This is a genomic window from Alteromonas sp. MmMcT2-5 (assembly GCF_022348315.1).
GTDB lineage: Bacteria > Pseudomonadota > Gammaproteobacteria > Enterobacterales > Alteromonadaceae > Alteromonas > Alteromonas macleodii.
Genome location: NZ_JAKRFB010000001.1, coordinates 289844 through 315020, shown reverse-complemented (window position 1 = coordinate 315020; position 25177 = coordinate 289844). Strand labels below are relative to the sequence as shown.

Sequence of the window (25177 nt, the reverse complement as noted above, 5' to 3'; positions counted from 1 at the left end):
AGTCTTGGCATTGCGGTCTTGCGATTTAAAAAACTGCTATGCCTGACCCGCAATTGGTTTCGTGGTCGACTGCACACCGGCATTTTGCGCGCGGTGGCGCAGCAGATGATCCATCAATACCAGCGCCAGCATGGCTTCGGCAATAGGTACAGCACGGATACCCACACACGGGTCGTGACGACCTTTGGTGACGATATCGATTTCCTCATTGTCTTTATTGATAGTTTTACCGGGAACCGAAATACTTGAGGTCGGCTTAAGCGCCATGTGTACTTCAATATCCTGACCGGTAGAGATGCCGCCTAGCACGCCACCTGCATGATTAGATGTGAATCCTTCGGGAGTAAGCGTATCGCGGTGTTCACTGCCTTTTTGATTAATAACATCAAAACCATCACCAATTTCCACGCCTTTCACTGCGTTAATTCCCATCATGGCGTGGGCGATTTCAGCATCTAGCCTATCGAAAACAGGCTCGCCTAGGCCTACAGGCACATTCTTCGCAACAACCGATACTTTCGCGCCAATGCTGTCGCCTGACTTTTTAAGGTCTCGCATGTACTCGTCCAGCGCGTCAAGCTTAGACTCATCAGGGCAGAAAAACGGGTTAGTGTTGGTTACATTGTGATCAACCTTATCTACCGTTACCGGCCCAAGCTGAGACAAATAGCCTAATACCTCAATACCGTGCACTTCTTTAAGGTACTTTTTCGCAATACCACCTGCAGCTACGCGAATAGCCGTTTCACGTGCAGACGAACGCCCACCACCGCGGTAGTCACGGCTTCCGTACTTTTGATCGTAGGTATAGTCAGCGTGGCCTGGACGAAAGCGGTCCTTGATATTGCCGTAATCTTGGCTTCGCTGATCTTTATTTTTAATCAATAAACCAATACTGGTGCCAGTAGTTTTACCTTCAAATACGCCAGATAAAATTTGTACTTCATCGTCTTCTCTTCGCGCCGTAGTATAACGAGAGGTGCCGGGCTTACGTCTGTCTAAATCAACCTGAAGATCTTCTTCTGTGATCTCAAGTCCTGGAGGGCAACCGTCTACCACACCGCCAATTGCAATGCCGTGGCTTTCACCAAACGTGGTTACAGTGAAAAGTTTTCCGAAGCTGTTACCTGACATAATTAACTGTTAATCCTTACTACTAAAATACTGTACTAATGTGTTTTTCTGAATTGCGAAAATACCTGAACCGCCATTTTCGAACTCAAGCCAAATGACTTCTAAGCCAGGGAACCTTTCGCTCATGTGCACTTCGCTATTTCCAACTTCAACGAATAACCAGCCACCGTCATTAAGGTAAGTTGGCGCCTCTTTAAGCATGATATCAACCAGTTCCAGACCGTCTTCACCTGCGGCAAGGGCAAGCTCAGGCTCGTGGTGATACTCTTCAGGCAAGTCAGCCATGTCCTCTGCGTCAACATAAGGCGGATTAGACACGATAAGGTCGTATTTCTGCCCTTCTAAACTTGAAAACAGGTTAGACTGAATGGGATAAACACGGTGACTAAGACCATGCTCCTGAATATTGATATCGGCCACTTCCAATGCATCTGTGCTGATATCAACGGCATCTACCTGCGCCTCTGGGTATGCATGAGCAAGCGCAATAGCAATACACGCGCCGCCCGTGCACATATCAAGAATACTGTTAGGCGTAGATTCTACAAATGGCGCAAACTCTTTTTGAATAAGTTCAGCAAATGGAGAGCGAGGAATGAGCACTCGCTCGTCTACGTAGAACGGCATACCGCAGAACCAGGCTTCGTTTGTGATATAAGGCAATGGCATGCGAGTTTGCACGCGCTTTAAAACAAGCTCTGCAATCTTCTCTCGCTCGCTTTTCGTTAAGCGAGACGTCATTACGCTGTCCCCAACTTGCTCCAATATAGGATGAGGCAAATGTAAGGCTTGCATAACTAGGCTTGTCGCTTCATCCCATGCATTGTCAGTACCATGACCAAAGTACAAGGCCGCATCGTTAAAACGGCTGGTTGCCCATCGTGTCATATCTAACAGGGTATGCAGATCTTCAATGGCTTCTTCAAGGTAAAACTTATCGGTCATGGCGTTTGGGTACATCAAAAATTTTAAAGCTGGTATCATACCCAAACTTCATACCGATTCACATAATTAACTACGTACCGAATCTTTCTATTCGTTATAATTTAGGCGTTTTGAATCGTTAAACTCGAGTGTATTTACCCAAGCTGTTGTTGATGAAAACCTTTAAAAAAGAACTCAAAGCATTAAAGAAGCAACTTTCTGAACCTCATCGCCATAAAAGTCAGGCGAGACAGGAAGGCGCCCGTAATGGAAATATGTCTACGAATACCGAGGAAGAGACCTTTTCATTTGCCGATGCAATGCAGGGAGTGACGCCTTTATCACAAGATAAAGTTGAGCCTGATAAGCAAGTTGAGTTATTTAAGAAGTCACAGCAGGTAAAAGGTAAACATCTAAAACACAGTAAGCAATTAGCGGCAAGCTTCGACTTTTCTGATATGTACCAGGCAGCGTTGCCGCAAGAAGGGCCCATGCGCTTTTGCCAAGAAGGTGAGTCTACGCATATTTTGAAGCAGCTGCGCCGTGGCGACTACTCGCCAGAAATGACGTTAGATTTACATGGCCTTACCCGAGAGATGGCAAAAGCCGAGCTTGCCGCACTTATTCACACGGCAAGAAAAGAACTGATAGATTGCGTGTGTGTAATGCATGGTTTTGGTCAGGGCGTGCTAAAAGCCGCCCTGCCCCATTACTTAGTACAGCACCCACACGTACGTGCATTTCATCAAGCGCCCCTCGAATACGGTGGACAAGCAGCACTACTGGTACTCATCGACATACCGCTTCAAAACAACAAGCGTTAATTTGCGCCTGGACACTCATACATGGTGACTTATTTGTCTTCATCTGCACTGTTGTGCATAAACAAATAAGTGTAATACATCATCATCGCTACAATAATGCCTATACCGAGTAGTGAGCCCCATACTACGGGGTCTTTCATCATAGTCCACAACATAAGTAATCTCCTCTTCAACTAAGTAAATAGTAGAAGAGGCGTTAGATAGAGGATGTGATCCAGATCAAATTCGATTTCTAGTCGTTAGCTGTCGGCCTAATTATTTGATCCAGGTCAACATACAGTTAATACGAATCCACATATTCGTCGCGCCATCACAATTGGGGCTTTGCCATACTTAGTTGTAACGATTGAATATGTTCAGGTCTCCCTCATAACCAAGCAACGCCTCCGCATTACGGCACAGCTGCTCCATCGACTCACTAACTTGTATATCAAAATTGGGGGGTGTTGCTCGAAGACTGTGTTGAAAGATTTTGGCGTTTACATGGTTCGCAAGCAAAAGAAACCCCAAACATCCATACGTTCGCAGAAAGGGAAGTCGTGAACAAAGTTGAGATGCGGCAGTATGTGTAATCGTTAAACTTTTATCGGGTATAGATAGAATTACCCACTTATCAAGTTTCTGACCCTCTCTTGCGATATTCCTAAACCACCCGTCGACAACGCTATCGTCGTATACATTGCTTGGAATATCGAATAGAACATTGTTGACGTTGAAAAAACGATATTGATGCTGACTACCTACCATGGCTACCTCCTGTTATGCCTTCATTCAATTGATAGAGTGGAGCACTGAGCAAAGATCAGTTTTAACAGGGCGAATTCGCCTAGTTAGGGCTGTTATGGCTATCGTCTGGCATTATTGAACTGATTAACGTTGTGGGCCTGCAGACAAGCAAGTACTTTTTCACTCAACCACAGTGTTGCCTGAGCAGTGTCGTCAAAGTATTCGAATGCTAGTGTTGAAGATTCATAAACACGAGACCAAAACTTCTTTTGCATTGCCACACCTTCTGTTTCATGAAGCACCACTGCCGTGGCGATTAGTCCCAATGCTACGGCTTTACTAACAATTTCTTGCCCAGCGTTAGTAGCCTCCATGGGCGCAAGCGCTAGACCATGCACATTTACTAAGCTTCCCCAACACGGTGTATCAATATTCTTTCTTTGTGCGCCAACCACACGCTCATACTTTTGCATGAACTCAAGATTAAACGGACCTACTAAGTCTATATGTAGAATATTTTGCTCTGCTTGAAAATGAGCGTGAACCTCTCCATGCGCACTAAACTTGTCTATATCCATACGTTGCTCCACTCGAAAAGTATAGAACAAGATCAGGGCCAGATAAATTTGTTGCATATTGAGGATAAAATTAATTTACAAAAAGGTATTGCAAATCATTCTCATTTACACTATCTTGTAAATGCCTGTTCGACGTTGGGTAAAAAACGGTCTTGGCTTAGCGTCGCTGAGGGATAGACGCCCGTCTATCCCTCAATTTTTTCTTCAATATAGTTTTCTACTTATTTTAATCAACGTTCATAGACGCATAAAAAAAGCGACGATAACGTCGCTTCTTTAATTTAGCTAAACAGCTTCATAAACCAACCTTTTTGAAGATCTTCCTCGCAGGTTTTAAGTTGCGTAGCATAGCGCAGCGAGCGCGCTTTAACTTTTGACGCCACTTTCTTCAGCCACGGCTTTCTATCATAGCTTCTGCGTTTGTACCCGCCCCATCCTTCGTGATAGTTAAGGTATTGCGCGTAGGCGTCCCATTTAGAAATACCGTTCACTTTTTGCGACTTGTAAATAAACCATCCCATAAAGTCGATAGCGTCCTCGAAATCATCACGATCCGCACCACTGTTATCTGTTTCTCTCATATAGTCAGACCAGGTAGGTGTTTTCGCTTGTGAATAGCCATAAGCCGAACTAACACGCCCCCAAGGAATAAGCCCGAAGAAAACGTAATCACGCGGTGGAAGCGCATCGTGGCGGAAGGAACTTTCTTGATACATCATGGCCATTGGAACATGTATAGGCACACCCCATTTATCGCGGGCATCAGCAGCTGCATCATACCAATCGTCCTTTTCGTAGAATATTTCGCACAAATTACTGATGTCTTTAGGAGGCGTAGTTGCACACCCAGCGATAAACAGCGGAAAAAGAACGATGAGAGTTGATAAAAAAACAACCAATTTTTTGAACTTTTGGTTCATAGCTTGTCTTAACTAATGTTCTAGTAAAATGTGTGTTTCCCTGGAACCCTTCGATGCCTGACCTATGTCAGGCATTTTTTTTTGCTGGGGCCTCAGCGAAATAATCACGAATAAATGTATCAAAGTCTTTAACATCAGTAGCTTCTATTTCTTTTTGAGCAGCAAACGACACGTCAGCTTGGGCAGCAAAACCAGCAGCATCCGTATCCGTGTATTCAAAAGACTTCATCTCAGCTTGAAAAGCTTGTGCCAGTTCTAAGCCCAACACGCCATTATCTTTGTCGCTTTCTAGCAAAGTAGCAAGTAGTTTACCTGACGGCGTTAGCGCCGGATCCGCCACTTTTTCAGCCTCGAGGTTCACCGCTTGTGTGTAACGCGACGTATCATTGGCCAAGTCGAGTAATTCGGCCGCTTGCTCGAAGGACTTAAACAGCGAGGCACACCAGTTAGGTAGTGAAATATTTTCTCCGCCATTTTGCAGGAGCAAATCAGGGTTTCGCCCTTCTAACACCACTTTATTCATATTCTCTTTAGCTTCTTTAAGCTGCGCTTCATCAAGTTCTGCACTTGGCATTAGTAAGCACGCCACTAAAAAAACATCTAAGAAATCGAATTGCGTCTGTGAAATACCAATTGCCGAAAATGGATTTACATCTAGAGCGCGCACTTCAATGTAGCTGATACCGCGTCTAACCAAAGCGTCTGTTGGCTTTTCCATTGACTGAGTGGGCTGCTTAGGGCGTATAGGCGAGTACAGTTCATTTTCAATTTGAATGATGTTGCGACTTAACTGTTGATAATTGCCCTCTTCGCCTGCAGCAAACTGGCTGAACCGGGATGACGGCGTATTCATCGCATCGCGCAGCAAGGTGACATAGTTGTCTAGCTTGTTGTAACAAATCTTAAGCGACGATTGCTCTGCACTTGTGTAGCCTAAATCACTCATGCGAAGTGATGTCGCGTATGGCATGTATACCGTGCCCTTACCTACCTTTTTAAAAGGTAACGCATGCTGCTTTCCTTTTAAAAACGATCCACATAATGCAGGGGATGCACCGTACAAATAAGGAATAAGCCAACACAACCTGCGGTAGTTGCGGATAAGCCCAAAATAATCGGCTGAAGTCTGCTCTTGAGAATGTTCTTTTCCGTTCAGTTCAGCCCATAGCTTCCAAAACGTTTCGGGAAGAGAAAAGTTGAAATGCACGCCGGCAATTGCCTGCATCATACTGCCGTAGCGGTTTTTCAGACCAATGCGATACACACGCTTCATCTTGCCCACATTTGACTCACCAAAATAGGCGATGGGAATGTGCGCTTCATCATCTATAAAGCATGGCATACTTAGCGGCCATATTTGCTCTTCACCAATATTATCAATAACGAATTTATGGATATCTTTTAACTGAGAAATCGTTTTGGCAGCACTGTTTTCTGGCGGCGTAATGAATTCAAGCAACGATTCAGAAAAGTCTGTGGTGATTGAATCATGGGTTAGCGCAGATCCCAGCGGTTTAGGATGGGGTGTTTGTGCCAACGTACCGTTCGGGTTTATACGAAGGGCTTCGCGCTCAACGCCGCGCTTAATATCTTTTAGCGCAGCGAGAAATTCGGGTGACTTAAGCGCAGCAATGCGCGCTTCAAAACGGGATGAGTCTACAGTCAAAATGGTGGTCCGTTATGTCAATATAGCCCCCTGTTATGGGGGGGCAATAATGTAAATTCAACAAAAATCAATCTATCAGTTTAACGTTTCTCGGGTGTTACTCTCTACTGATAACTCGATAATTGGCATCGATAGCGCGTTTAACTGAGGCAAAATTTTAGCTTTATCGCCTACTACAATAATTTGCATCTTATCAAGATTCAAATATTGCTTTGCCAAGGTATCCATCGTTTTCTTATCAATATTGTTGATAATAGCAAGCTGCTCTTCACGATAGCCTTTATCAAGACCATAGCTAAGCAATTGCCTTAAAAAGCGCGCTTTACTGGTAGGTGTTTCAAATTCAAGTGCGTCGCTTAACGTAAAGGCATTGCGCATGAACGCAATTTCTTCCTCGGTTACACCTTCAGTGCGGTAGCGATTAATCTCTTTTAAAATTTCAGCGATACCTTCACCTGTGTTAGCAGCAGTGAGGTCGGTACTTGCTTCAAACCAGCCAAGGGTTTTGCCACCAACGAAACCACTATTTGCTCCATAGGTGAAGCCTTTATCTTCTCGAAGGTTCAGATTTATGCGGCTATTAAATGCTCCCCCTAATGGGAAGTTCATAAGGCGAGACTTAAAGTGATCGCCTGTCGCATCAAAAGGTAAGCTTCTATCAACAATAAATACTACCGACTGAACCGCTTCTGGGCTATCCACTAGGAAGATTTGGTTTTCTTCGTACTTGGGAAAATCGCTGTAATCAGCAAATTCATAGGTATTCCCCTTCCACTGACCAATAAAGTCTAGTGTATTCACCATGTCTTTTTTCGGTAAGTTACCAACAACGACGATACTCGCTTTATCTGGCGAATAGTAATTGGCATAAAACGTTTTAACATCTTCCAACGTGATATTCTGCACAGTTTGCAGCGTGCCTTCATCCGGCAGGCTCACGCGGTTATCTTCACCAAAAAGAACGAGGTCACGCGCGCGGCGAGCTAAGCTAGACGGCGTTTTCGCTTGCTGCTGCAAGCCTTGTACAACACGCTCTTTCATGCGGTTGAAATCTTCTTGAGTGAACGCAGGGTTGAACAGCTTTTCTTTTAACAGTGCTAGGGTTTCATCTAAATGCTTGGTTAAGGTAGAGACGTAAACTTGTGAGTATCTACCTGCAGTACTAAATCGGATAGCGCTACCCAGTTTTGCAAGTTCGCTGGCTAATTCTTCGTTGCTGTAATGCTTTGTAGTTTCATTCATAAGTAACGCGGTTAAGTAGGCCGTACCCGCTTTACCCTCAGGGTCTAGCAACATGCCTCCATCCATACCTAATGTAAGCGTTACCGTTGGCGTTTCGGTGCTGGTTACGCCAAGTATTTCAATGCCGTTAGCAAGTTCAGACTCCCAATAATCAGGAACTTCCACAACCGGTGCCTCACCGGCTTTCGGCATTACGCTTCTATCAAAGCTAGGGGCGGTATTGGTAGATAGGGCACTGGAAAAGGCTTCGTTATCAGACACATCTACCGTATCGATTTCAATATTTCTCACCGGACGTTCAAAGGTCTGCTCAGCCGCAGCAAGCTGAACCTGCCCTTTGGGCACCACGCTTAATACAACGCTATTGGCGTCTTTAATATATTTATTGTAAACACGCATAACGTCTTCAGCAGTTACGGCGTTATAGCGCGCAATATCTTCGGCAATCAAATCTGGCGTTTGATAAAAGGTTTCGTTAGCGGCGAGGGCTGACACTTTGCCAGATACACTTTGTAAACCAAATACCGTACGCGCTTCAATTTGTCCTTTTGTGCGCGCTAAATCATCTGCCGTTACACCACGTGTCTCAAACTCTTTTAGGGTTTCATTCAGTACGTTCTGAAGAGTAGAAAGTGAGGTGATTTTTGCAGGGTTAGCCAAAGCGAGTAGCTGAAATTCACAGGCAAGTTCGCGGCAAGGGTGAGACACCACGGCTTGCACCGCCATGCCTTCTTTCACTAGGTTTTTGTAAAACAGTGAGGTTTTTCCACCGCCTAAAATATCGGCCAACACGTCCAGTGGCGCTTCGTCTTCATGGCGACCATACACTGTAGGATAAGTTATTTGCAGAAGCGGAAGATGAACTTTATCTTCTAACGTTACATAACGGGTTTCGTCTAACGTTACTGGCTGAGGCTCAGGCTCTTCTACTTTCGGTCCTGTTGGGATTTCCCCAAAGTACTTATTCACCCACGCTTTGGTTTTGGCTACGTCGATATCGCCACCAATAGTTAGGACCGCATTGTTCGGGCCATACCAGCGCTTAAAAAAGGCTTTTAGGTCATTGACGTCAACGCGGTCTAAATCTTCTACATAGCCGATAGTCATCCACGAGTATGGATGCCCTTCAGGATATAGCGCTTCACCATTAAGCTCGAAACGTAATCCATACGGCTGATTGTCCACACGCTGCGCACGCTCGTTTTTAACCGTTTCTCTTTGGTTTTCAAACTTAGTTTGGTCTACGGCTTCTAACAGATAGCCCATTCTGTCAGATTCCAGCCAAAGGACTTTCTCCAATTGGTTAGCCGGTACGGTTTCAAAATAGTTTGTGCGATCGGTATTGGTTGTGCCGTTTAAGTTACCGCCCGATTCCGTAATAACCTTAAAATGCTGCTCATCGGCAACGTGTTTTGAGCCTTGAAACATCATGTGCTCAAAAAAGTGAGCAAAACCCGATTTACCTACCTCTTCTCGCGCAGAACCAACGTGATAGGTAACGTCAACATGAACCAGTGGATCAGAATGGTCTTCGTGGAGAATGACGGTAAGTCCGTTTTCTAATGTGTACTTTTCGTAAGGAATAGACACGGTGTTCGACGAATCAGCTACTGTGTTTAGTTGGTTATTCGTCTTCTCTTCCTGTACGTGCTGACACGCTGTTACTGCAATGACGCCTATGGTCATAACGAAGGTACGTAGGGTCAGTTTTCCTGACATGATGATTCCTTTTAAATTACTACACATTCTTCACTCTGCCTTTTCACTCTGTATTCACTGAGTGGTACTTGGCTTATTGGGTGAAAACAGAGGTTGCTATCTCTATAGCGCAAGCGAATTTTCGAAGACTACCAGACTTTTTAGCGCTTTACTTGCTTCGACTTTGCTATGATTGTATTAATTTGTGTATTTCTGAAATACACTTACACTTCATAGTCTTTTGTAAAATAGGCTTTAGCCAGTTGAATTCGCTAAGTGGTACGAACGAACTGACAAACGGTTTCCATTTGGAATAGAAATAGCCCAATAGAAGTTGCGAAATAAAAAGGATAGTTGCATGGATCAGTCAACAACAGTAGTCGATATTGATTTTGGAATGTCACAGCTAAGTGGTAACAAAAAACTGTTGTTCACCCTACTTGGTAAGTTTACGGACGAATACCGTTCTCTTGATGCTGACTTGCAGGCGCATGTTGCTAAGGGTGATTTTAATGAGGCTTACTCTCTTGTTCACACACTAAAAGGCGTGACAGGAAACCTAGGGCTTTTTGCTTTGCACAATGCGAGCAAGCCTGTAGAAAGCGGCTTTAGAAACGACAAACGCGTTGCTGAACAATACCCTGCTTTTATCGCAGTACTAGATGAAACCATTGCTGCGGTTGATGCGTTGATCAAAGAGCCAGAAGTCACAGCTTCTGCCCCGGCACCGGCGAATGGAGCAGCAGCTGAGCAAGCGCGAAAACAGTTAATGACAGCGCTGAAAGCGAGCGAGTTTATCGCCCAGGACAAACTGGATGAATGGCTAGATGCCCTTGCCCTACCTCAAGAAAAGCGCTCGGCTATTATCGATGCGGTAGACGAACTTGACTATGAAGAAGCCATATCAGAGTTAGAAAATAGCTAGTGCAGCCGATCCCCGTTCTCTTTGAAAATACAGACCTCATTATTGTTAACAAACCTATTGGTATTGCTATGCACGATGCCATTAGTGAGGCAGATGTTAGAGAAAATATTGCCAAAAACGGCGAGCCAGAAAAAATAGACGGCATTGTCACCCGATTAAAAAAGCAGTTAGCCGTAACAGAACTGCATCTATGCCACCGCTTAGATACGGGCACGTCGGGCTGCTTGTGTCTTGCTAAAAATGCAGCTGTAGCCGGAGAAATTGGCGAGCTTTTCTCATCACGACGTGTGAGCAAATACTACTTGGCGCTAAGCGATCACAAGCCTAAAAAGAAACAAGGCACGATAATGGGCGACATGAAAAATCGTCGAGGCGGCCAGCGGATTTTGCTAAAAACCTCAGAAAACCCGGCTATCACTCAGTTTTTCAGTAGCGCGGCTAAGCCCGGCACACGAGGCTTTATCGTAAAGCCTCACTCGGGGAAAACCCATCAAATTCGTGTGGCGCTTAAAAGCATTGGCGCACCTATTTTGGGTGATACACTTTATGGGGGTGAGACATCAGACAGGCTGTATCTTCATGCATGGCATTTGCGCCTACCTTTGTCTTCTGGTGAATTATCGGTTACGGCACCTTTCGATACAGGTGAAGTCATAAACGAAGCCGATGTGCAGACTTGGTACAACGGGCTTAATGCGCCTGAGACTTATCCATGGCCTTCCCTGCCCGCACGCTTTTTGCCGGCGTGCTAGGGGAAAACGCGAACGGCCTAATAGGTGCCAACCTAATAGGTGCTAATAGTCATAAGAAAATAGAAGCTACTTTGAATGTTTAATAGGTGCTAATGGGTAAACTACATATAGTTGGCGGCGGTGCCATAGGAAGCCTGATTGCTGCAAGCGCCCAGAAAAATGGCGTGCCGTATGACTGCTACCCCAGAGACATGAAAACCATGCCCTCTTGCGCACACTGGCAAAACGGCCAAACCACTGCGCTAAAACCTGCGAAGCCTTCACCTATCGTGTTACCTAAAAGTGATGTGCTGATAATCCCCTTAAAAGTATATCAACTTAAAGCAGCCCTATTGCAATGGCTTCCCTATCTCACACAACAACCTACCGTTGTGCTGCTTCACAACGGTATGGGCGGACTTGAGATCGCAAGAGATTTACTAGGCGGCGATTATCCGTTGCTTCTTGCTACAACCAGTCATGGCGCGTTAAAAGTAAGCGCGTCGAGCGGCGATTTTCATGTTAAGTATACTGGCGTTGGCGCAACGCAAATTGGCGCGCCTAATGTAGATAAGCCATCACCTCAAACATTGGCCGCCCTCTCACAAATAGCGCCACAGCTAGCCAGCGCAATTGCGACGTTAGATAACGCACTTCCGCCGGTGCAATACCAAAATAATATTCTAAGAGCATTGTGGACGAAGCTTTCCGTTAATGCTGTGATTAACCCACTAACGGCGCTTCACAATATCCAAAATAAGCACATTGCTAAGCCTGAATTTGAACAAAGCCGTATTACAATTTGCAATGAGTTTACTCAGGTAGCGGATGCTTACGGGCTAGATTTTGATGCACTGTCAGTTCATGAAAATGTGCTGTCTGTAGCCAAGGCGACCGGAGAAAACTACTCAAGTATGCATCAGGATGTTGCTCACGGTAGACAAACAGAAATAGACGCCATCAACGGTTACATTGTACATATGGCAACAAAAAAGGGTATTCCCGTTCCCGAGAATACCCTTTTAGTAGAGCGTGTTAAGGCGCTGAAGCTTTAACAGCGCCGAGCACCTAAATCACGCAATTTAAGGATTAAGATTATTCTTGTTCACCCGCTTCTTGCGCGTCTTTTGGCGCCTGAGGCTTCATGTGTGGGAACAAGATAACATCTTTAATTGTTGAGCTATCAGTAAATAGCATAGCTAGACGGTCAATCCCGATACCTTCACCCGCCGTTGGCGGCAAGCCATATTCAAGGGCGCGGATGTAGTCATCGTCAAAGTGCATGGCTTCATCGTCGCCAGCGTCTTTCTCTTCAACCTGCTTTGCAAAACGTTCCGCCTGATCTTCTGGGTCGTTAAGCTCGCTAAAGCCATTCGCTAATTCACGTCCACCTACAAAGAACTCGAAGCGGTCTGTAATGAATGGGTTGTTGTCGTTACGACGCGCAAGCGGCGATACTTCCCACGGATATTCTGTAATAAACGTAGGTTGAATAAGCTTCTCTTCCGCGGTTGCTTCGAAGATTTCGCAAAGGTACTTACCCGCCCCCCAAATGCCGTCAACTTCAGGCTCTTTAATGTGAAGCTGTTTCGCCATTGCTTTAAGCGCGTCAAGGTTCGCCTCTGGGTCGCGAATAGCTTCCTCGTTAGCTTCTGGCCAATACTTAAGAATAGCTTCGCCCATGCTTAAGCGGTCAAACGGCTTACCAAAATCGTATTCAACTTCAGACGTTACGTTGCCTTCAGCGTCTTTAGTTGTGTTTTTGATAATGCTTGTACCAAGAATATCTTCTGCCAGCGTGCGCAGCATATCTTCGGTAAGGTTCATCAGGTCGTTGTAGTCTGCATACGCTTGATAGAACTCAAGCATAGTAAACTCTGGGTTGTGACGGGTTGATAAGCCTTCATTACGGAAGTTACGGTTAATTTCGAACACACGCTCAAAACCACCAACCACTAGGCGCTTAAGATAAAGCTCTGGTGCAATACGCAGGTACATATCGATGTCTAACGCATTGTGGTGAGTCACAAACGGCTTCGCCGTCGCGCCGCCAGGAATAACCTGAAGCATCGGTGTTTCTACTTCAAGGTAGTCACGATCGGTAAGATAATTGCGAATACCGTTTACGATCTTGCTACGGATCATGAACGTTTTGCGCGTTTGTTCACTTGTGATCAAATCAACGTAGCGCTGGCGATATTTCGTTTCCTGGTCACTCAAACCGTGGAATTTTTCTGGCAATGGACGAAGTGCTTTGGTTAGCAACTCGTATTGCTCCATGTTCACGTAAAGGTCGCCTTTACCTGACTTATGCAGCTCACCCGCCACGCCAATAATGTCGCCAATATCTAGTGCGCCATATTTTGCTTTAAGGGCTTTTTGCGTGTCTTTATCTGCGTATGCCTGAATGCGGCCAGTCATATCTTGAAGCAACATGAAAGGACCACGCTTTGCCATAATACGGCCAGCGATGCTTACTTTGTTCCCCTGCTCTTGTAGCGTTTCTTTGTCGAATTCACCGAACTTAGCTTGAAGCTCATCCGCATAGTTTTCGCGACGGAAGCTGTTTGGGAAACCGTTTGCACGGCACTGCTCGCGAATAGCGCTTAGCTTAGCACGGCGCTCTGCAATCAATTTGTTATCGTCTGTTTGTTGGTCAGTCATAACCTTTCACTTCGTTGTTCGGTTTACAGCCCGGATTTCAGGCTGGCTTCAATAAATTTGTCCAAGTCGCCATCCAGCACGGCTTGAGTGTTGCGTGTTTCCACGCCAGTGCGCAAATCTTTAATGCGAGAGTCGTCCAAAACGTAAGAGCGTATTTGGCTTCCCCAGCCGATATCAGACTTGCTGTCTTCCATCGCTTGTTTTTCAGCGTTTTGTTTTTGCAGTTCAAACTCATAAAGTTTGGCTTTTAACTGCTTCATCGCCTGATCTTTGTTTTTGTGCTGCGAGCGGTCGTTCTGACACTGCACCACAATGCCCGTAGGTTCATGGGTAATACGTACCGCTGAATCTGTTCTGTTTACGTGCTGGCCACCCGCGCCCGATGCGCGATAGGTGTCTATACGTAAATCAGACGGGTTGATTTCAATATCGATGTCGTCATCAATTTCAGGATATACAAACGCAGATGAAAACGACGTATGACGGCGGTTGCCCGAGTCAAACGGCGATTTACGTACTAAGCGGTGTACGCCTGTTTCTGTGCGTAGCCAGCCAAACGCATATTCGCCCTGAACGCGCAGCGTAGCACTTTTAATGCCCGCGACTTCGCCTTCCGACACTTCAATAAGTTCCGTTTTGAAACCGTGCGCTTCGCCCCAACGCAAATACATGCGCAGCAGCATGTTGGCCCAATCTTGTGCTTCTGTACCACCAGAGCCCGACTGAATATCAATATAACAGTCGTTTTCGTCGTTAGGGCCAGAAAACATGCGGCGAAACTCAAGCACTTCTAGCTGCTCAATTAAGCCTTCAAGCTCACTTTGGGCCTCAACGAAGGTATCTTCATCTTCGGCTTCAACAGCCAATTCAACAAGACCTTCAACGTCTTCAGTTCCCTGATCGAGCTTGTGGATCGTCTCTACGATTTGCTCCAAGGCCACTTTTTCTTTGCCAAGGGCCTGCGCTCTGTCTGGCTCGTTCCAAACGTCAGGACTTTCTAACTCTCGGCTAACTTCTTCTAAACGCTCTGACTTTGCATCAAAGTCAAAGATACCCCCTAAGCGCTTCAGTGCGCTCGCGGATATCTTTTATCGCATTCATAACGGGGTTTATTTCAAACATAGTCCGCTTATTTCGTTAAAAATTTAAGACCGCGGATAGTACCGAATTTGAAGGAATTTTGATAGGGGTTGGCGCAAATATTGCGACACTGAGCTTGTGCTAATTTTCGTATGGATTTTAAGCACCTTCGTTGAAGCGAGTATTTTCACCGTTCAATGGCGCACACATACTGTTGGGTAGGCTGTCTTAGCCCATACAAATAGAGTAAATGTTTGAAAAAGCAGCCTTCAGCTGCACTAGTTTGGAGCATTATTGCTTATTGTCGCGTGCGTTTAATGTGCGAATTGATTGGAAAATCTTTTAGGAAAAGTATGTCGTTCAATAATTTGTCTTATGCCGTTATCGGCGTACTTCTCGGTCTTTTTGTATTGGCCTTGGGCCAACTCGTCGATTGCCAGAACCTTGCCGGGGCGACGATGGCGTTGCAGTGCCCCAACGGCACGCCCATTTCTAAATTGTGGCTTGCCACGTCAATGTTAATAGCGGGAAGCGGAATTTTCACTTGGCTATATCGCAATCGTAAATATTAACCGTAACGTGCAGAAATGACTCGGTGAGTATCGACGGTGTTAACACATCACTGCGTATAGCTGTTACGTAATGAGTCTAACTGCTGACTGACGAAAGTAAGCTTTAGAACGAACAACATGTTTTAAGTGCTGTTCGTTCTGGTAAAAAAAGAGCCATGCTCACTTTTAATGGATTGCCCCTTTTTCCTGAGCAAAGTGTTTTTTACACACCCGCTGGAATTTCCGGCTATTTAGCAAAAGAATAATCTGTGTAGCCCTTCTCACCACCACCAAATAACGTATCGGGGTTGTGCTCATTCAGCGGTACATTATTCGCCAGTCTGTAGGTTAAATCTGGGTTCGCCACGAAAGGTCGACCAAAACCAATCATATCTGCCCATCCTTCAGTTAAAGCTTTTTCGGCACGCTCTGTGTCGTACTTTCCGGCATAAATAAGCAGACCGCTATAGGCTTCACGAATAGCCATCTTGAATGATATTGGCATTTGCGGCGCATCATCCCAGTCGGCTTCAGCAATATGCATATAGCCAATCTTGAATCTATTAAGCATGGAAGCAATAGCAAGATAGGTCTCTTCGGGATTGTCGTCGACCGTCCCGTTTAATGTTGTTAGGGGCGCGAAACGTACACCTACTTTATCAGCGCCAATTTCCTCAGACACAGCCTGCACCACTTCTTTCAAGAATCGAATACGGTTCTGTACACTTCCGCCGTATTCATCAGTTCTTGTATTACTTTGAGAATCAATAAACTGGTTAAGCAAGTAACCATTAGCCGAATGCAACTCAATGCCATCAAATCCGGCATCTACGGCATTGCGCGCCGCAACGCGATACTCTTCCACCACGGCTTTTATATCTTCAATGCTCATTTCTCGGGGCATGACCGACTCAACAAAGCCAGGGTTGCCGCCTTCATCAACAAATACTTTTACGCCTTTTGCTTGAATCGCCGATGCGCTAATTGGCTGCTGCCCCTCTGTATTTGAAGGATGGGATACGCGGCCCACGTGCCAAAGCTGCGCAAACATCACACCACCCGCTTCATGGACTTTATCTGTTACCAACTTCCAGCCATCGATTTGCGCCTTGGTATAAATACCCGGCGTCCACGCATAACCCTTACCGAGTGCCGAAATTTGTGTGCCTTCACTCACAATAAGCCCTGCACTTGCGCGCTGAGCGTAATATTCAGCCATAAGGGTGTTGGGCACATCTCCCGGCTGTGTTGAGCGGGAGCGGGTCATTGGCGGCATAACAATCCGATTGTTCAGCGTTTTTCCAGACAGCGATAGGGTTTCAAATAGTTTCATAATACAGTCCTTTAAACTTTATTCTTGCAATTTACACGTTTGGATAACGGTAGATATAAGGCCCTAAAGCTGGGTTAGAACCCGTACTTTTAACAAAGCACTTTTGCATTTTTCACAAAAGTACCGGTGTATTTCGACGACGTTATCCCAAATTTCATGCATCTCCTCTTGACGCAGAAAAAATTAAGCTTACACTTGTGCGCTGAGTTAGCGTACAAGTGTAAGCTAAAATATTTTCATCCTTTTTGTATTTAAGATATTCCGACGAAATACAGGTGTGATTTCTACATTGAGACTATTACTAGATAAATTCACTGATCGCATTTTTCACCATGCCTCTTGGAAGGGCTACTGGGAAGTGCTGATGCAGCAAGTTAGACCCGCGTGGCGCGATGGGTATTTCAGAGCTAGGGTTGTGACCGTAAAAAAACTGAGCACGGATATGCTCGAGGTGTTACTTATACCAGAGAGGTCTTGGCCAACGCATGTTGCAGGGCAACATATCGCATTAACCATAGAAATTAATGGCAGGCTCACCACTCGCGTGTTTACCATAGCGAGTGGTGCTAACACCCGACAAAAAGAAAAGCAGATTCGTCTTGTAACCAAGGTTAAAGCTCAGGGCGCATTAACACCTTATCTTCACTCTTGTGTGCCTAATCAATGGGTAAATATCTCAGCCCCTATGGGGGAATTTATCTGGCCGAAGGTTGAAAAGCCCCTACTTATGATAGCGGGCGGCTCGGGTATAACTCCTTTCATTGCCATGCTTGACGATGCCGTCAACAACGCGCAGCTAAACCATACACCGGTACACTTACTTTATTTTGCTAAGCCAGACGAGCATGTATTACTCAATGAATTATCAGCGTTCAGTCAGCGCTGTGAGCCCTTCACCTATGATATTTTGAGCAAGCAAAAAGACGGAGACGTAGAAGCGCATTTGTGTAACTTTGCCAATGCACACTGGCTAGTGTGTGGTCCACATGCCATGTTCGAGCAAGTTGAAAGTTATGCAAAAGCGATCAACGTGCCTGTTTCGAGCGAGCACTTCGCTGCGCTTCCTGTGGTGAGCAACACCAGCCTTACCGAAATCGAAACCTTTTCCTTGGTACACAACGGCCAATCTTTAACTGTCGACAATCAGCAAACCCTACTTATACAACTTCAGCAAGCAGAACAACCTGTGACTTATGGCTGTGGCATGGGAATTTGTCATCAATGCCAATGCGTTAAGAAACGGGGCGTAGTGAGAGATACCCGCACGGGTGAGCTTTCAGATAGCGCAGAGCAACTTATTCAGCTGTGTGTATCACAAGCCGTTACTGATTTGGAGATTCAACTATGAACACCAGCGTTGCAATAGACAACCAACACCGTGAAGAAGCCATCGAACAGGCGCATTCTCCGATAAGTGAAACCAAAGCTATTCGGTCAACGAGCACTAAAGAGAAACCGAACTACGAGTTACTTGCCGCTCAGCTTGATGAAATTAAAGCTGACATTAAACGAAAAGTGGGTGCTGAAGATGCGGCCTATATCCGACGTATTATTCTTGTTCAGCGAATTTGCGAGTGGAGCGGACGGATACTTTTAATGTTGGGGTTCATTCAACCGCTGCTCTGGGTTGCCGGCGTATTGAGTTTAGCTACAGCAAAAATTCTCGATAATATGGAAATAGGCCACAACGTAATGCACGGCCAGTACGATTGGATGAACGACAAACACATTAATTCGAAAGGCTATGAGTGGGATATTGCCTGCGATGGTGCGAGCTGGAATCGCGTTCATAATTACGAGCATCACACGTATACCAATATTATTGGGAAAGACAGAGACTTTGGCTACGGCTTGCTTCGCCTGTCTAACGATTTTAGATGGCGTGTAAAAAACCTATGGCAGTTTGCGACTTACATCGTACTCAGTGTTTTATTTCAGTGGGGTGTGTCGTATCACGAAATGGCCGCTGAGCGGGTCTTTTTTGGAAAAAAGAAGGACAACCGTAAGAATCAGGTTACCCATAATGAACTTAAGAAACGCTTTTTTAGTAAAGGCGCACGTCAGTTAGTAAAAGATTATGTAATATTTCCTTTGTTAGCTGGGCCGTTATTTTTATGGGTATTTACCGGCAACCTTATCGCCAATTTACTACGCAATTTATGGACATCTACTATTATCTTTTGCGGCCATTTCACTGGCGACGTGGAAACATTTAAACAAGAAGATTGTGTTAATGAAACCCGAGGGCAATGGTACTACCGACAAGCGCTGGGCTCGTCGAACATAAAGGGCGGAAACCTGTTTCACGTGCTTACTGGGCATTTAAGCTTTCAAATTGAGCACCACCTGTTTCCAGATATCCCAGCCAGACGCTACCGAGAGATGGCCCCCAAGGTAAAAGCCGTATTCGAAGAACACGGCATGCACTACAACACTGGCAGCTTTTTAAAACAATACGCCAGCGTGTTAAAACGCATTATTCGCTACTCTTTCCCTTAACCAGTTGAAACCCTAACCAGCCGGCCATGGCGCTAGCGCTGGTTAGGCACGTGCCCCACGCCCAGTCAATCAACATAATAAACAAAGTAAAACCTTCAATAATGCTGTACGCCGTTAAATTGTAGGCGCCATAACTGGCCAACCCTAGAAGCGCGCCATCGATCCCTGCATAAAGTAACGACTTATCTCTGTTCGCCACCACAGCAAGTACAAACACCACACATCCATACATGAGGTAAAAAACCACCCAAGGCCACGTGATAAATTGACTTCTAAGCAGAGGAGCCATTTCACTTTGATACCAGCCATCCGCAATAACGCCAAGCCACAAGAAGTCGAGCACACCAAAACACACAAAGATTGCAATTAACGACACGACGATGTTTTTCGCAAAGCGAATGATGTTGGAAAGCATGGAACCTATCCCTGTAAATAAGCAAATTGCGGATGCAAGTGATTTAAAATATGAATACGCAAGTGTTGCACAATAAGCGCACCGCGAGAATGCTAAACCTTAAAAAACAAATCCACACTTTACTTAAAACTTACACTGGGTGCTGCAACTAAAGAGGCGTTTGAATCTCAAAGTGACGTGATTCAAATAAGCGTTAAATAAAATGAATAAAACACTATTAGTAATAACGACCTCTTTGATTGTCAGTGCGTGCGCTCATAGGCCACCACCTTTAGACATGGATGAAATATTTTTTGAAACGAAGATCAAGCAAGACGGTACCAAGCTCTTCGCCTTTAGCATTCCGTTAATGCAGCATCGTGACGGTGCCAAAGGTGGCGGTAAAGGCGGCCGTGGTCAGGGAGGCGAACGAAGTGGTCGTGGCGGTCGCAAAGGACAGGAAAGTCGCGAAAGCTCGTCACATAGCAGCGATAGAATGACTGAGCAACTTTATACATCTCTAGATGAGAAACTGGATGAGACCGGTTACTGCCAAACGGGCTTTCTAGAAATAGATACACACCAAACCGAAGATAGGCTTCACCTATTAGGTGAGTGCAATGAAACGGCGAGCGAACTGGACAAAATCGAGTTCCCCAACGTTAATTAACCCCGCGTTGTTGTGAAGCGCATTGCCGATGGCGTGCGCTTCATTCAACGTTCGTTTGCTAAACAACCTCTTAGTCAACACACAAGGTATGCTCCACAACGCCGTTAGACACATAGGCTCTACAGCCGAATAAGTCCGTACTTTCTAAACACACGCCGCGCGCCTTTTCTCCCGCTTCCATATTATTGTTCTCCGTAACACAAGCCACTTCGCACTCGCTGCTGTCATTACACGCATTATCAGCATCGTTTGCTGGTAGCACACAAGCATGCGCCTGCTGTCGGCCTACTTTCTTCCAGTTACCACCGTGTTTATCGCACACTTTTTCGGACTCAATGGAATAGGCCTGCTGCACCAAAGGCAATGAGGTATCAACGACTTGCTCTAATCTTTCGACGTCTTCAACACTCGCGATTGGCTCATCAATAGGTTCTGGGGGCTGAGCGCCACAAGCAGACAAGGCTGCACACACGCCTGCTATTAACCAGATCTTAAAACGCTTCTGTGCTCTACTGCTTGCTTGTTTCATTTTTTCTCTCAATTTATTTTACTTTCTAAACCACTACTATTTAAGCCCTACACTACTTAAGACCTAAATTAATTAAGACCGCTGCTACTTATGACAACCGCTATTAGATAAGTTCTTATTTTGTCGATAAATCCTTATTTGCTTATTGCGCTATGCCTAATAAATTATCAAACCTATGAAATTTTAGTGCTACCTCGACGGGTCTCTACATACACTTCGCAAAACTAGCAGTATTCACGGACGCTTTATGACACTAAACCAAACCGAAAACATGGTCACCGCATTGCTCACTTTTAGCTTCGCAGTTCTTGGCCTAACATTTTTATTGGGTGCAAACCCCAATGCACTTATCGCTACATTTGATTTCTACTCGTTAGACACTGTGTTGAGCGAGAGTGCCCTTGGTGCTTTTTCTGGCATCGCATTGCTGTTACTACCGTTAATGACCATTGCAGCACGTTTTAACCTTGTTTCAGCAAAAGCAGTAACACTATATGCCGCTTTTGTAACTGCCATTCCATTGCTGACGTTATTATCACCAACGAGATGGGTGGCCGATTTAGGGGGCTTCCCGATTATCGGCAGCGGTCAAGGCATCATTAAGTACTTCGCAGTATTACCGCTTTTCCTATTCTTGTTTTATCGCGAAAAATTTTCGCACAGGCAACTGACATACCTCAACTTTGCTCCTGTAGCCATGGTCTTATTATGGATAGGAGGCATGAAGTTTTTCGAGTTTGAAGCTAATGCAATTGTGGGGCTAGTTGAAACATCACCGTTTATGTCGTGGCTATATGCTGTGTTTAGCGTTCAAGGGGCATCGAATGTAATTGGTGGGTTTGATGTCCTCTTTGCATTGCTATTGGGTGCGGGCATCTTTTCTAAGAACAAGCCGGTGATCATTGCGAGCGGACTGGCTTGTTTATCGGTTTTTCTGATGACACAAACGTTTTTGTTTACTGTGCCGGATACCTTTAACAGCACGACTATCGTCAACCGCCTAGGTCAGTTCGTTATTAAAGACCTTTGGTTTGTCGCTAATCTTGCTGTGGTGGCTTACTTTACGCTGTTCGAGGCAGTTTCACGAGAACGCGAAGAAGCGCAGTTGGGCCAATCACCACAGTAAGGCTTTACGGCAAAGTCAGGTTAAAGATGTTGTAGTAATTAACCACTACCCCACTTATCGTTTATTCGAAAATGGTCACTTGGTTGCGGCCATTTTCTTTTGCAGTGTAAAGTGCTTGGTCGGCATGGGTTAACATTCTGTCGTGATCTCTCGCGCCATCTGCACTTGCTACACCAATACTGATTGTGACTTTCAGCGTTTGCGCTATAAAACTGAAATCATGTGCTGCCACGATTTTTCGAACATGATCCATAGCTACCCTTGCATTTATCAAGTCATATTCGGGTAACAACACAGTAAACTCTTCGCCGCCCCACCTTGCACATTTAGCATAATGCGGAACTTCGCGATTTAATATACGGGCCACCTCAGTAATGACTTTATCTCCTACTAAGTGAGAGTACTGATCATTTACCTGTTTGAAATGGTCGATATCGATAACGGCAAGACATAGAGGAGATTGTTTCGCTTTAGCCTCTTCAAAATATTGTACAAGCCAGCGGTCGAATGCTCGTCTATTTGCAATACCGGTTAGATCATCATGAGTTGCTTGGAACTCGAACCGCTTGGTTTGTAATTCTAATGATCTGGTTTGTTCATCGACCCTTTGTTTTAAAATCATTTCTGATTTTTTCAAGTGATGAAAACGTACTTTATAAAGTGCATAGATAACAAAACAGAAGAAAAGAAAAACCGAGAATTTAAAAGCAAATGTCTGATAAATGCTAGGGAGCACGCGAATAGAAAATGGTGACGTAATCTCTTGCCAGGTGCCTCCAATGTAACGAGCACGTACTTTAAACTGATAACGACCAGGTGCTAAATTAGTGTATTCAGTCATTCTAAATTGATGACGGTTAACCCAATCTTGGTCATATCCTACTAACATAGCCTGATACTCTATACGCGAAGGCATAGCGAAACCCAACCCTGCATACTGAAACGCTACTCGCGTGGTTAACGGCGTTACGTCTACTTCCCTTTTATCCGTATCAAATTGCTGGTCAGCACCGTCCAGTAGTACCGCCTCTATACTTACCGGAATAGGGAATTCACTCAACATGGCAAGGTTTGCAGGCGTCACTGTAGCGAGCCCTTTCGCAGTAGGAAGCCAAACATTTCCGTCTACATCGACAATCTGAGATGGCTGTGATCCACCATTGATTTGAATACTCGCCAGGCCATTTTCTTCCTTAAAATGTTCAAATTCCAATAATGCACTTGGATATGTCAGACACTCCTTAAGACTTGATAGTGAAGTGAGAATGACCCCTTGGTTTGAACTTAGCCATACACCGCTGTTGTGATCTATACCGATTGAAAACAGTTTATCTACGGGAAGCCCCTGCGACTTTTCGATTACACTAAGTGCCTGAGTAGCATTGTCAAAATACGCAAGGCCTCGATCGGTTGTAATCCAAGTTCCCTTTTCAACAACGCTAAAACTGAACGCGTGCTGCGCATCTGAATGTTCAGGAAACGACACTGTGTGCACAATACCCTGTTGGATATAGGCGAGCCCTGTCCCTGTAGCAATCCAGATTCGTCCTTCACGATCTTCTGCCAAGCCCATTGAAAAATGAGCAGGTAGCCCATTTTGTTCATTAAAATGGATTAGCTTTCCATCTGGCGTTTGTTGAACTACACCTTGCGCAGTGGCATACCAAACACTGTTATCACTCGCTAAAAGAATGGCCCTTACTTCATTACTCGGTAACCCTAAATGTCTATTGAGGTAAGGAGTAAGTTGGTCGTTTTCATATCGCAGCACACCTTTTGTATAGGTGCCAACTAACGTTACTTCTTCAGTTACCGCTGCCAAACTGAGTACAGAAAAGGCTTCACCCGTAGTGAGCGATGCGCTGGAAAACGCATCATTGGAAAATATATCTAATCCAGCACTTCCACCTGCTAAAAGTTGGCCATCAGACGTTTGCAAAACAGTTCGCAAAAAGTCTCCACTCATTCCTTGGCTTTGCGAGAATGTGGTAAATAGCGCACGACGCAGCCTAAACAAACCACCATTAGTGCCAATCCAGATATTTTTTTCCAAATCTTCAAGCAGTGAAAAAACGCGGTTGTTGGGAAGACCTGTTGTCGCATCCAGTTTCTCTAGGCCTAAGCCACTTAGACGGTAGAGGCCATGATTAATGGTGCCTACCCAAATGCTATTTTGATGATCAAGCAAAATACTACTAACTGATTTGTCGGCAAGTGAGCTGTGAAGTAGCGCGAAGGTACCGTTTGTTTGCTGCCAAACACCGTGTTCTGTGCCAACTAAAACACGTTTTTTGCTATCAAGAGCGAGAGTAAATGATGGACCAGAGAGTATGTTATGGTCGGGTACAGCTAGCTGAAATTTATCGTTTATGTATTTGAATAACCCTTGGCTTGTTGCAAACCAGATTACGCCAAATCCGTCTTCGATTATGCGGTAAGCACTCGAATTTACAATGTATTCTTTTTGCGTGCCGTCAGGCGTTCTCATTGCAATCCCCGTGTCTTCCAGCGCAAACCATAACACGTTATTACTGTCTCTGAATGCATGATTAACCATTGAAGACAGGGGCGCTTGAGCATGCCACTGCTCGGCAATAAGCGACGTTACACCGCCTCGGTTTCCTGCCACCAGTAGCTCGTCGCGGGGCTTGTTGTAATACAAGCTTCGAATGCCGGAGTCTGGTAATCCTGTTTGCGCGCCGCGGGTAAATACAGTGAACTGCTGACCATTAAACCGAGCTACACCTTCCCAGGTACCCGCCCATAGATACCCATTGGACGTTTGTGCTAGTGCGTGAATACTATTGTGAGGAAGCCCGTCTTTCGTTCCCCACGATTGAGGGAAATACCGGTTGAGCGGCATGAGCTGAGAAGACTCTACCGAAAAGCCATCTATGGGTATCACCCACAGCAAACACATCACAAAAGTGCGAGACACAAACTTCAATGGCTTCTCGGTACGT

23 protein-coding genes are annotated in these 25177 nt (G+C 45.2%); 9 read left to right on the top strand and 14 right to left on the bottom strand.

The genetic code is table 11. From position 1 onward, the window contains the following. Positions 1–36: 36 nt before the first annotated feature. Together aroC and prmB are read right to left on the bottom strand one after the other, a co-directional pair. A complete protein-coding gene (gene aroC / locus MHN09_RS01415; protein ID WP_156078076.1) occupies positions 37–1134 on the bottom strand; it encodes a chorismate synthase in 1098 nt (365 codons plus the stop codon). Between the two features lie 9 nt (positions 1135–1143). Continuing rightward, complete coding sequence (prmB, locus tag MHN09_RS01410; protein ID WP_061094557.1) at positions 1144–2079, bottom strand: 50S ribosomal protein L3 N(5)-glutamine methyltransferase; 936 nt, start codon at positions 2077–2079, stop codon at positions 1144–1146. Between the two features lie 152 nt (positions 2080–2231). On the opposite strand from prmB, the gene smrB reads away from it, so the two are divergent. Then, on the top strand, positions 2232–2882 hold the full coding sequence (gene smrB, locus MHN09_RS01405) for an endonuclease SmrB (RefSeq protein ID WP_014948757.1): 651 nt from the start codon (positions 2232–2234) through the stop codon (positions 2880–2882). 29 nt (positions 2883–2911) lie between these two features. Here the strand turns inward: smrB and MHN09_RS21350 are convergent, their stop codons facing one another. The 6 genes from MHN09_RS21350 to MHN09_RS01380 all read right to left on the bottom strand — a co-directional run bounded on the left by MHN09_RS21350 (position 2912) and on the right by MHN09_RS01380 (position 9733). Continuing rightward, positions 2912–3037, bottom strand: coding sequence for a hypothetical protein (locus tag MHN09_RS21350; protein WP_012517787.1), 126 nt, complete (start codon positions 3035–3037; stop codon positions 2912–2914). Positions 3038–3215: 178 nt separating this feature from the next. Further along, on the bottom strand, positions 3216–3629 hold the full coding sequence (locus MHN09_RS01400) for a hypothetical protein (RefSeq protein WP_156078075.1): 414 nt from the start codon (positions 3627–3629) through the stop codon (positions 3216–3218). 98 nt (positions 3630–3727) lie between these two features. After that, a complete protein-coding gene (locus tag MHN09_RS01395) occupies positions 3728–4186 on the bottom strand; it encodes a hypothetical protein (protein WP_150141608.1) in 459 nt (152 codons plus the stop codon). 281 nt (positions 4187–4467) lie between these two features. Beyond that, positions 4468–5106, bottom strand: coding sequence for a hypothetical protein (locus MHN09_RS01390; protein ID WP_014948754.1), 639 nt, complete (start codon positions 5104–5106; stop codon positions 4468–4470). A gap of 67 nt (positions 5107–5173) precedes the next feature. Continuing rightward, positions 5174–6772, bottom strand: coding sequence for a glutamate--cysteine ligase (gshA, locus tag MHN09_RS01385; RefSeq protein ID WP_080986367.1), 1599 nt, complete (start codon positions 6770–6772; stop codon positions 5174–5176). A 75-nt stretch (positions 6773–6847) separates the two neighbouring features. Further along, positions 6848–9733, bottom strand: coding sequence for a pitrilysin family protein (locus MHN09_RS01380; RefSeq protein ID WP_239238758.1), 2886 nt, complete (start codon positions 9731–9733; stop codon positions 6848–6850). 337 nt (positions 9734–10070) lie between these two features. Here MHN09_RS01380 and MHN09_RS01375 point away from each other — a divergent pair, with 337 nt between their 5' ends. The 3 genes from MHN09_RS01375 to MHN09_RS01365 all read left to right on the top strand — a co-directional run bounded on the left by MHN09_RS01375 (position 10071) and on the right by MHN09_RS01365 (position 12423). Then, positions 10071–10637 carry an Hpt domain-containing protein gene (locus MHN09_RS01375; protein ID WP_014948751.1) on the top strand — a complete coding sequence of 189 codons (567 nt, stop codon included), beginning with the start codon at positions 10071–10073 and terminating at the stop codon, positions 10635–10637. After that, positions 10637–11389, top strand: coding sequence for a pseudouridine synthase (locus MHN09_RS01370; protein WP_239238756.1), 753 nt, complete (start codon positions 10637–10639; stop codon positions 11387–11389). Before MHN09_RS01375 ends, MHN09_RS01370 begins: the two co-directional genes overlap by 1 nt. 92 nt (positions 11390–11481) lie before the next feature. Further along, positions 11482–12423 (top strand): 2-dehydropantoate 2-reductase, encoded by a 942-nt coding sequence (locus MHN09_RS01365; protein WP_239238754.1) that lies wholly within the window; start codon positions 11482–11484, stop codon positions 12421–12423. A gap of 40 nt (positions 12424–12463) precedes the next feature. Here the strand turns inward: MHN09_RS01365 and lysS are convergent, their stop codons facing one another. Together lysS and prfB are read right to left on the bottom strand one after the other, a co-directional pair. After that, positions 12464–14032, bottom strand: coding sequence for a lysine--tRNA ligase (lysS, locus tag MHN09_RS01360; protein ID WP_239238752.1), 1569 nt, complete (start codon positions 14030–14032; stop codon positions 12464–12466). Between the two features lie 23 nt (positions 14033–14055). After that, a protein-coding gene (prfB, locus tag MHN09_RS01355) for a peptide chain release factor 2 (protein WP_101563798.1) occupies positions 14056–15154 on the bottom strand; the annotation gives its coding sequence in 2 pieces (ribosomal slippage) (positions 14056–15078 and positions 15080–15154; 1098 coding nt in all). A 212-nt stretch (positions 15155–15366) separates the two neighbouring features. On the opposite strand from prfB, the gene MHN09_RS01350 reads away from it, so the two are divergent. Beyond that, a complete protein-coding gene (locus tag MHN09_RS01350; RefSeq protein WP_239238750.1) occupies positions 15367–15684 on the top strand; it encodes a hypothetical protein in 318 nt (105 codons plus the stop codon). A gap of 226 nt (positions 15685–15910) precedes the next feature. On the opposite strand, the gene MHN09_RS01345 is transcribed toward MHN09_RS01350, so the two are convergent. Then, positions 15911–16996: an alkene reductase gene (locus tag MHN09_RS01345; RefSeq protein WP_239238748.1), complete on the bottom strand. Its 1086-nt coding sequence runs from the start codon at positions 16994–16996 to the stop codon at positions 15911–15913. A gap of 289 nt (positions 16997–17285) precedes the next feature. On the opposite strand from MHN09_RS01345, the gene MHN09_RS01340 reads away from it, so the two are divergent. Both MHN09_RS01340 and MHN09_RS01335 read left to right on the top strand, forming a co-directional pair. Then, positions 17286–18344 (top strand): FAD-binding oxidoreductase, encoded by a 1059-nt coding sequence (locus MHN09_RS01340; protein ID WP_239238745.1) that lies wholly within the window; start codon positions 17286–17288, stop codon positions 18342–18344. After that, positions 18341–19495, top strand: a complete 1155-nt coding sequence (locus MHN09_RS01335; RefSeq protein ID WP_239238742.1) for an acyl-CoA desaturase — start codon at positions 18341–18343, stop codon at positions 19493–19495. Before MHN09_RS01340 ends, MHN09_RS01335 begins: the two co-directional genes overlap by 4 nt. On the opposite strand, the gene MHN09_RS01330 is transcribed toward MHN09_RS01335, so the two are convergent. Continuing rightward, entirely contained in the window at positions 19473–19910 is a 438-nt protein-coding gene (locus MHN09_RS01330) for a DUF2177 family protein (protein WP_014948742.1), read from the bottom strand. The genes MHN09_RS01335 and MHN09_RS01330 overlap by 23 nt on opposite strands. Before the next feature lie 202 nt (positions 19911–20112). Between MHN09_RS01330 and MHN09_RS01325 the strand changes: the two genes are divergently transcribed. Then, positions 20113–20559, top strand: coding sequence for a hypothetical protein (locus MHN09_RS01325; RefSeq protein WP_239238739.1), 447 nt, complete (start codon positions 20113–20115; stop codon positions 20557–20559). Positions 20560–20629: 70 nt separating this feature from the next. Here MHN09_RS01325 and MHN09_RS01320 read toward each other — a convergent pair whose 3' ends face one another. After that, the gene (locus tag MHN09_RS01320) at positions 20630–21088 is read right to left on the bottom strand and encodes a hypothetical protein (RefSeq protein ID WP_239238735.1); all 459 of its coding nucleotides are present in this window, start codon (positions 21086–21088) and stop codon (positions 20630–20632) included. 247 nt (positions 21089–21335) lie between these two features. On the opposite strand from MHN09_RS01320, the gene MHN09_RS01315 reads away from it, so the two are divergent. Continuing rightward, positions 21336–22214 (top strand): DUF417 family protein, encoded by an 879-nt coding sequence (locus MHN09_RS01315; RefSeq protein ID WP_239238732.1) that lies wholly within the window; start codon positions 21336–21338, stop codon positions 22212–22214. A gap of 61 nt (positions 22215–22275) precedes the next feature. On the opposite strand, the gene MHN09_RS01310 is transcribed toward MHN09_RS01315, so the two are convergent. Beyond that, positions 22276–25134 carry a diguanylate cyclase gene (locus tag MHN09_RS01310; protein WP_342339547.1) on the bottom strand — a complete coding sequence of 953 codons (2859 nt, stop codon included), beginning with the start codon at positions 25132–25134 and terminating at the stop codon, positions 22276–22278. Between the last annotated feature and the right edge of the window lie 43 nt (positions 25135–25177).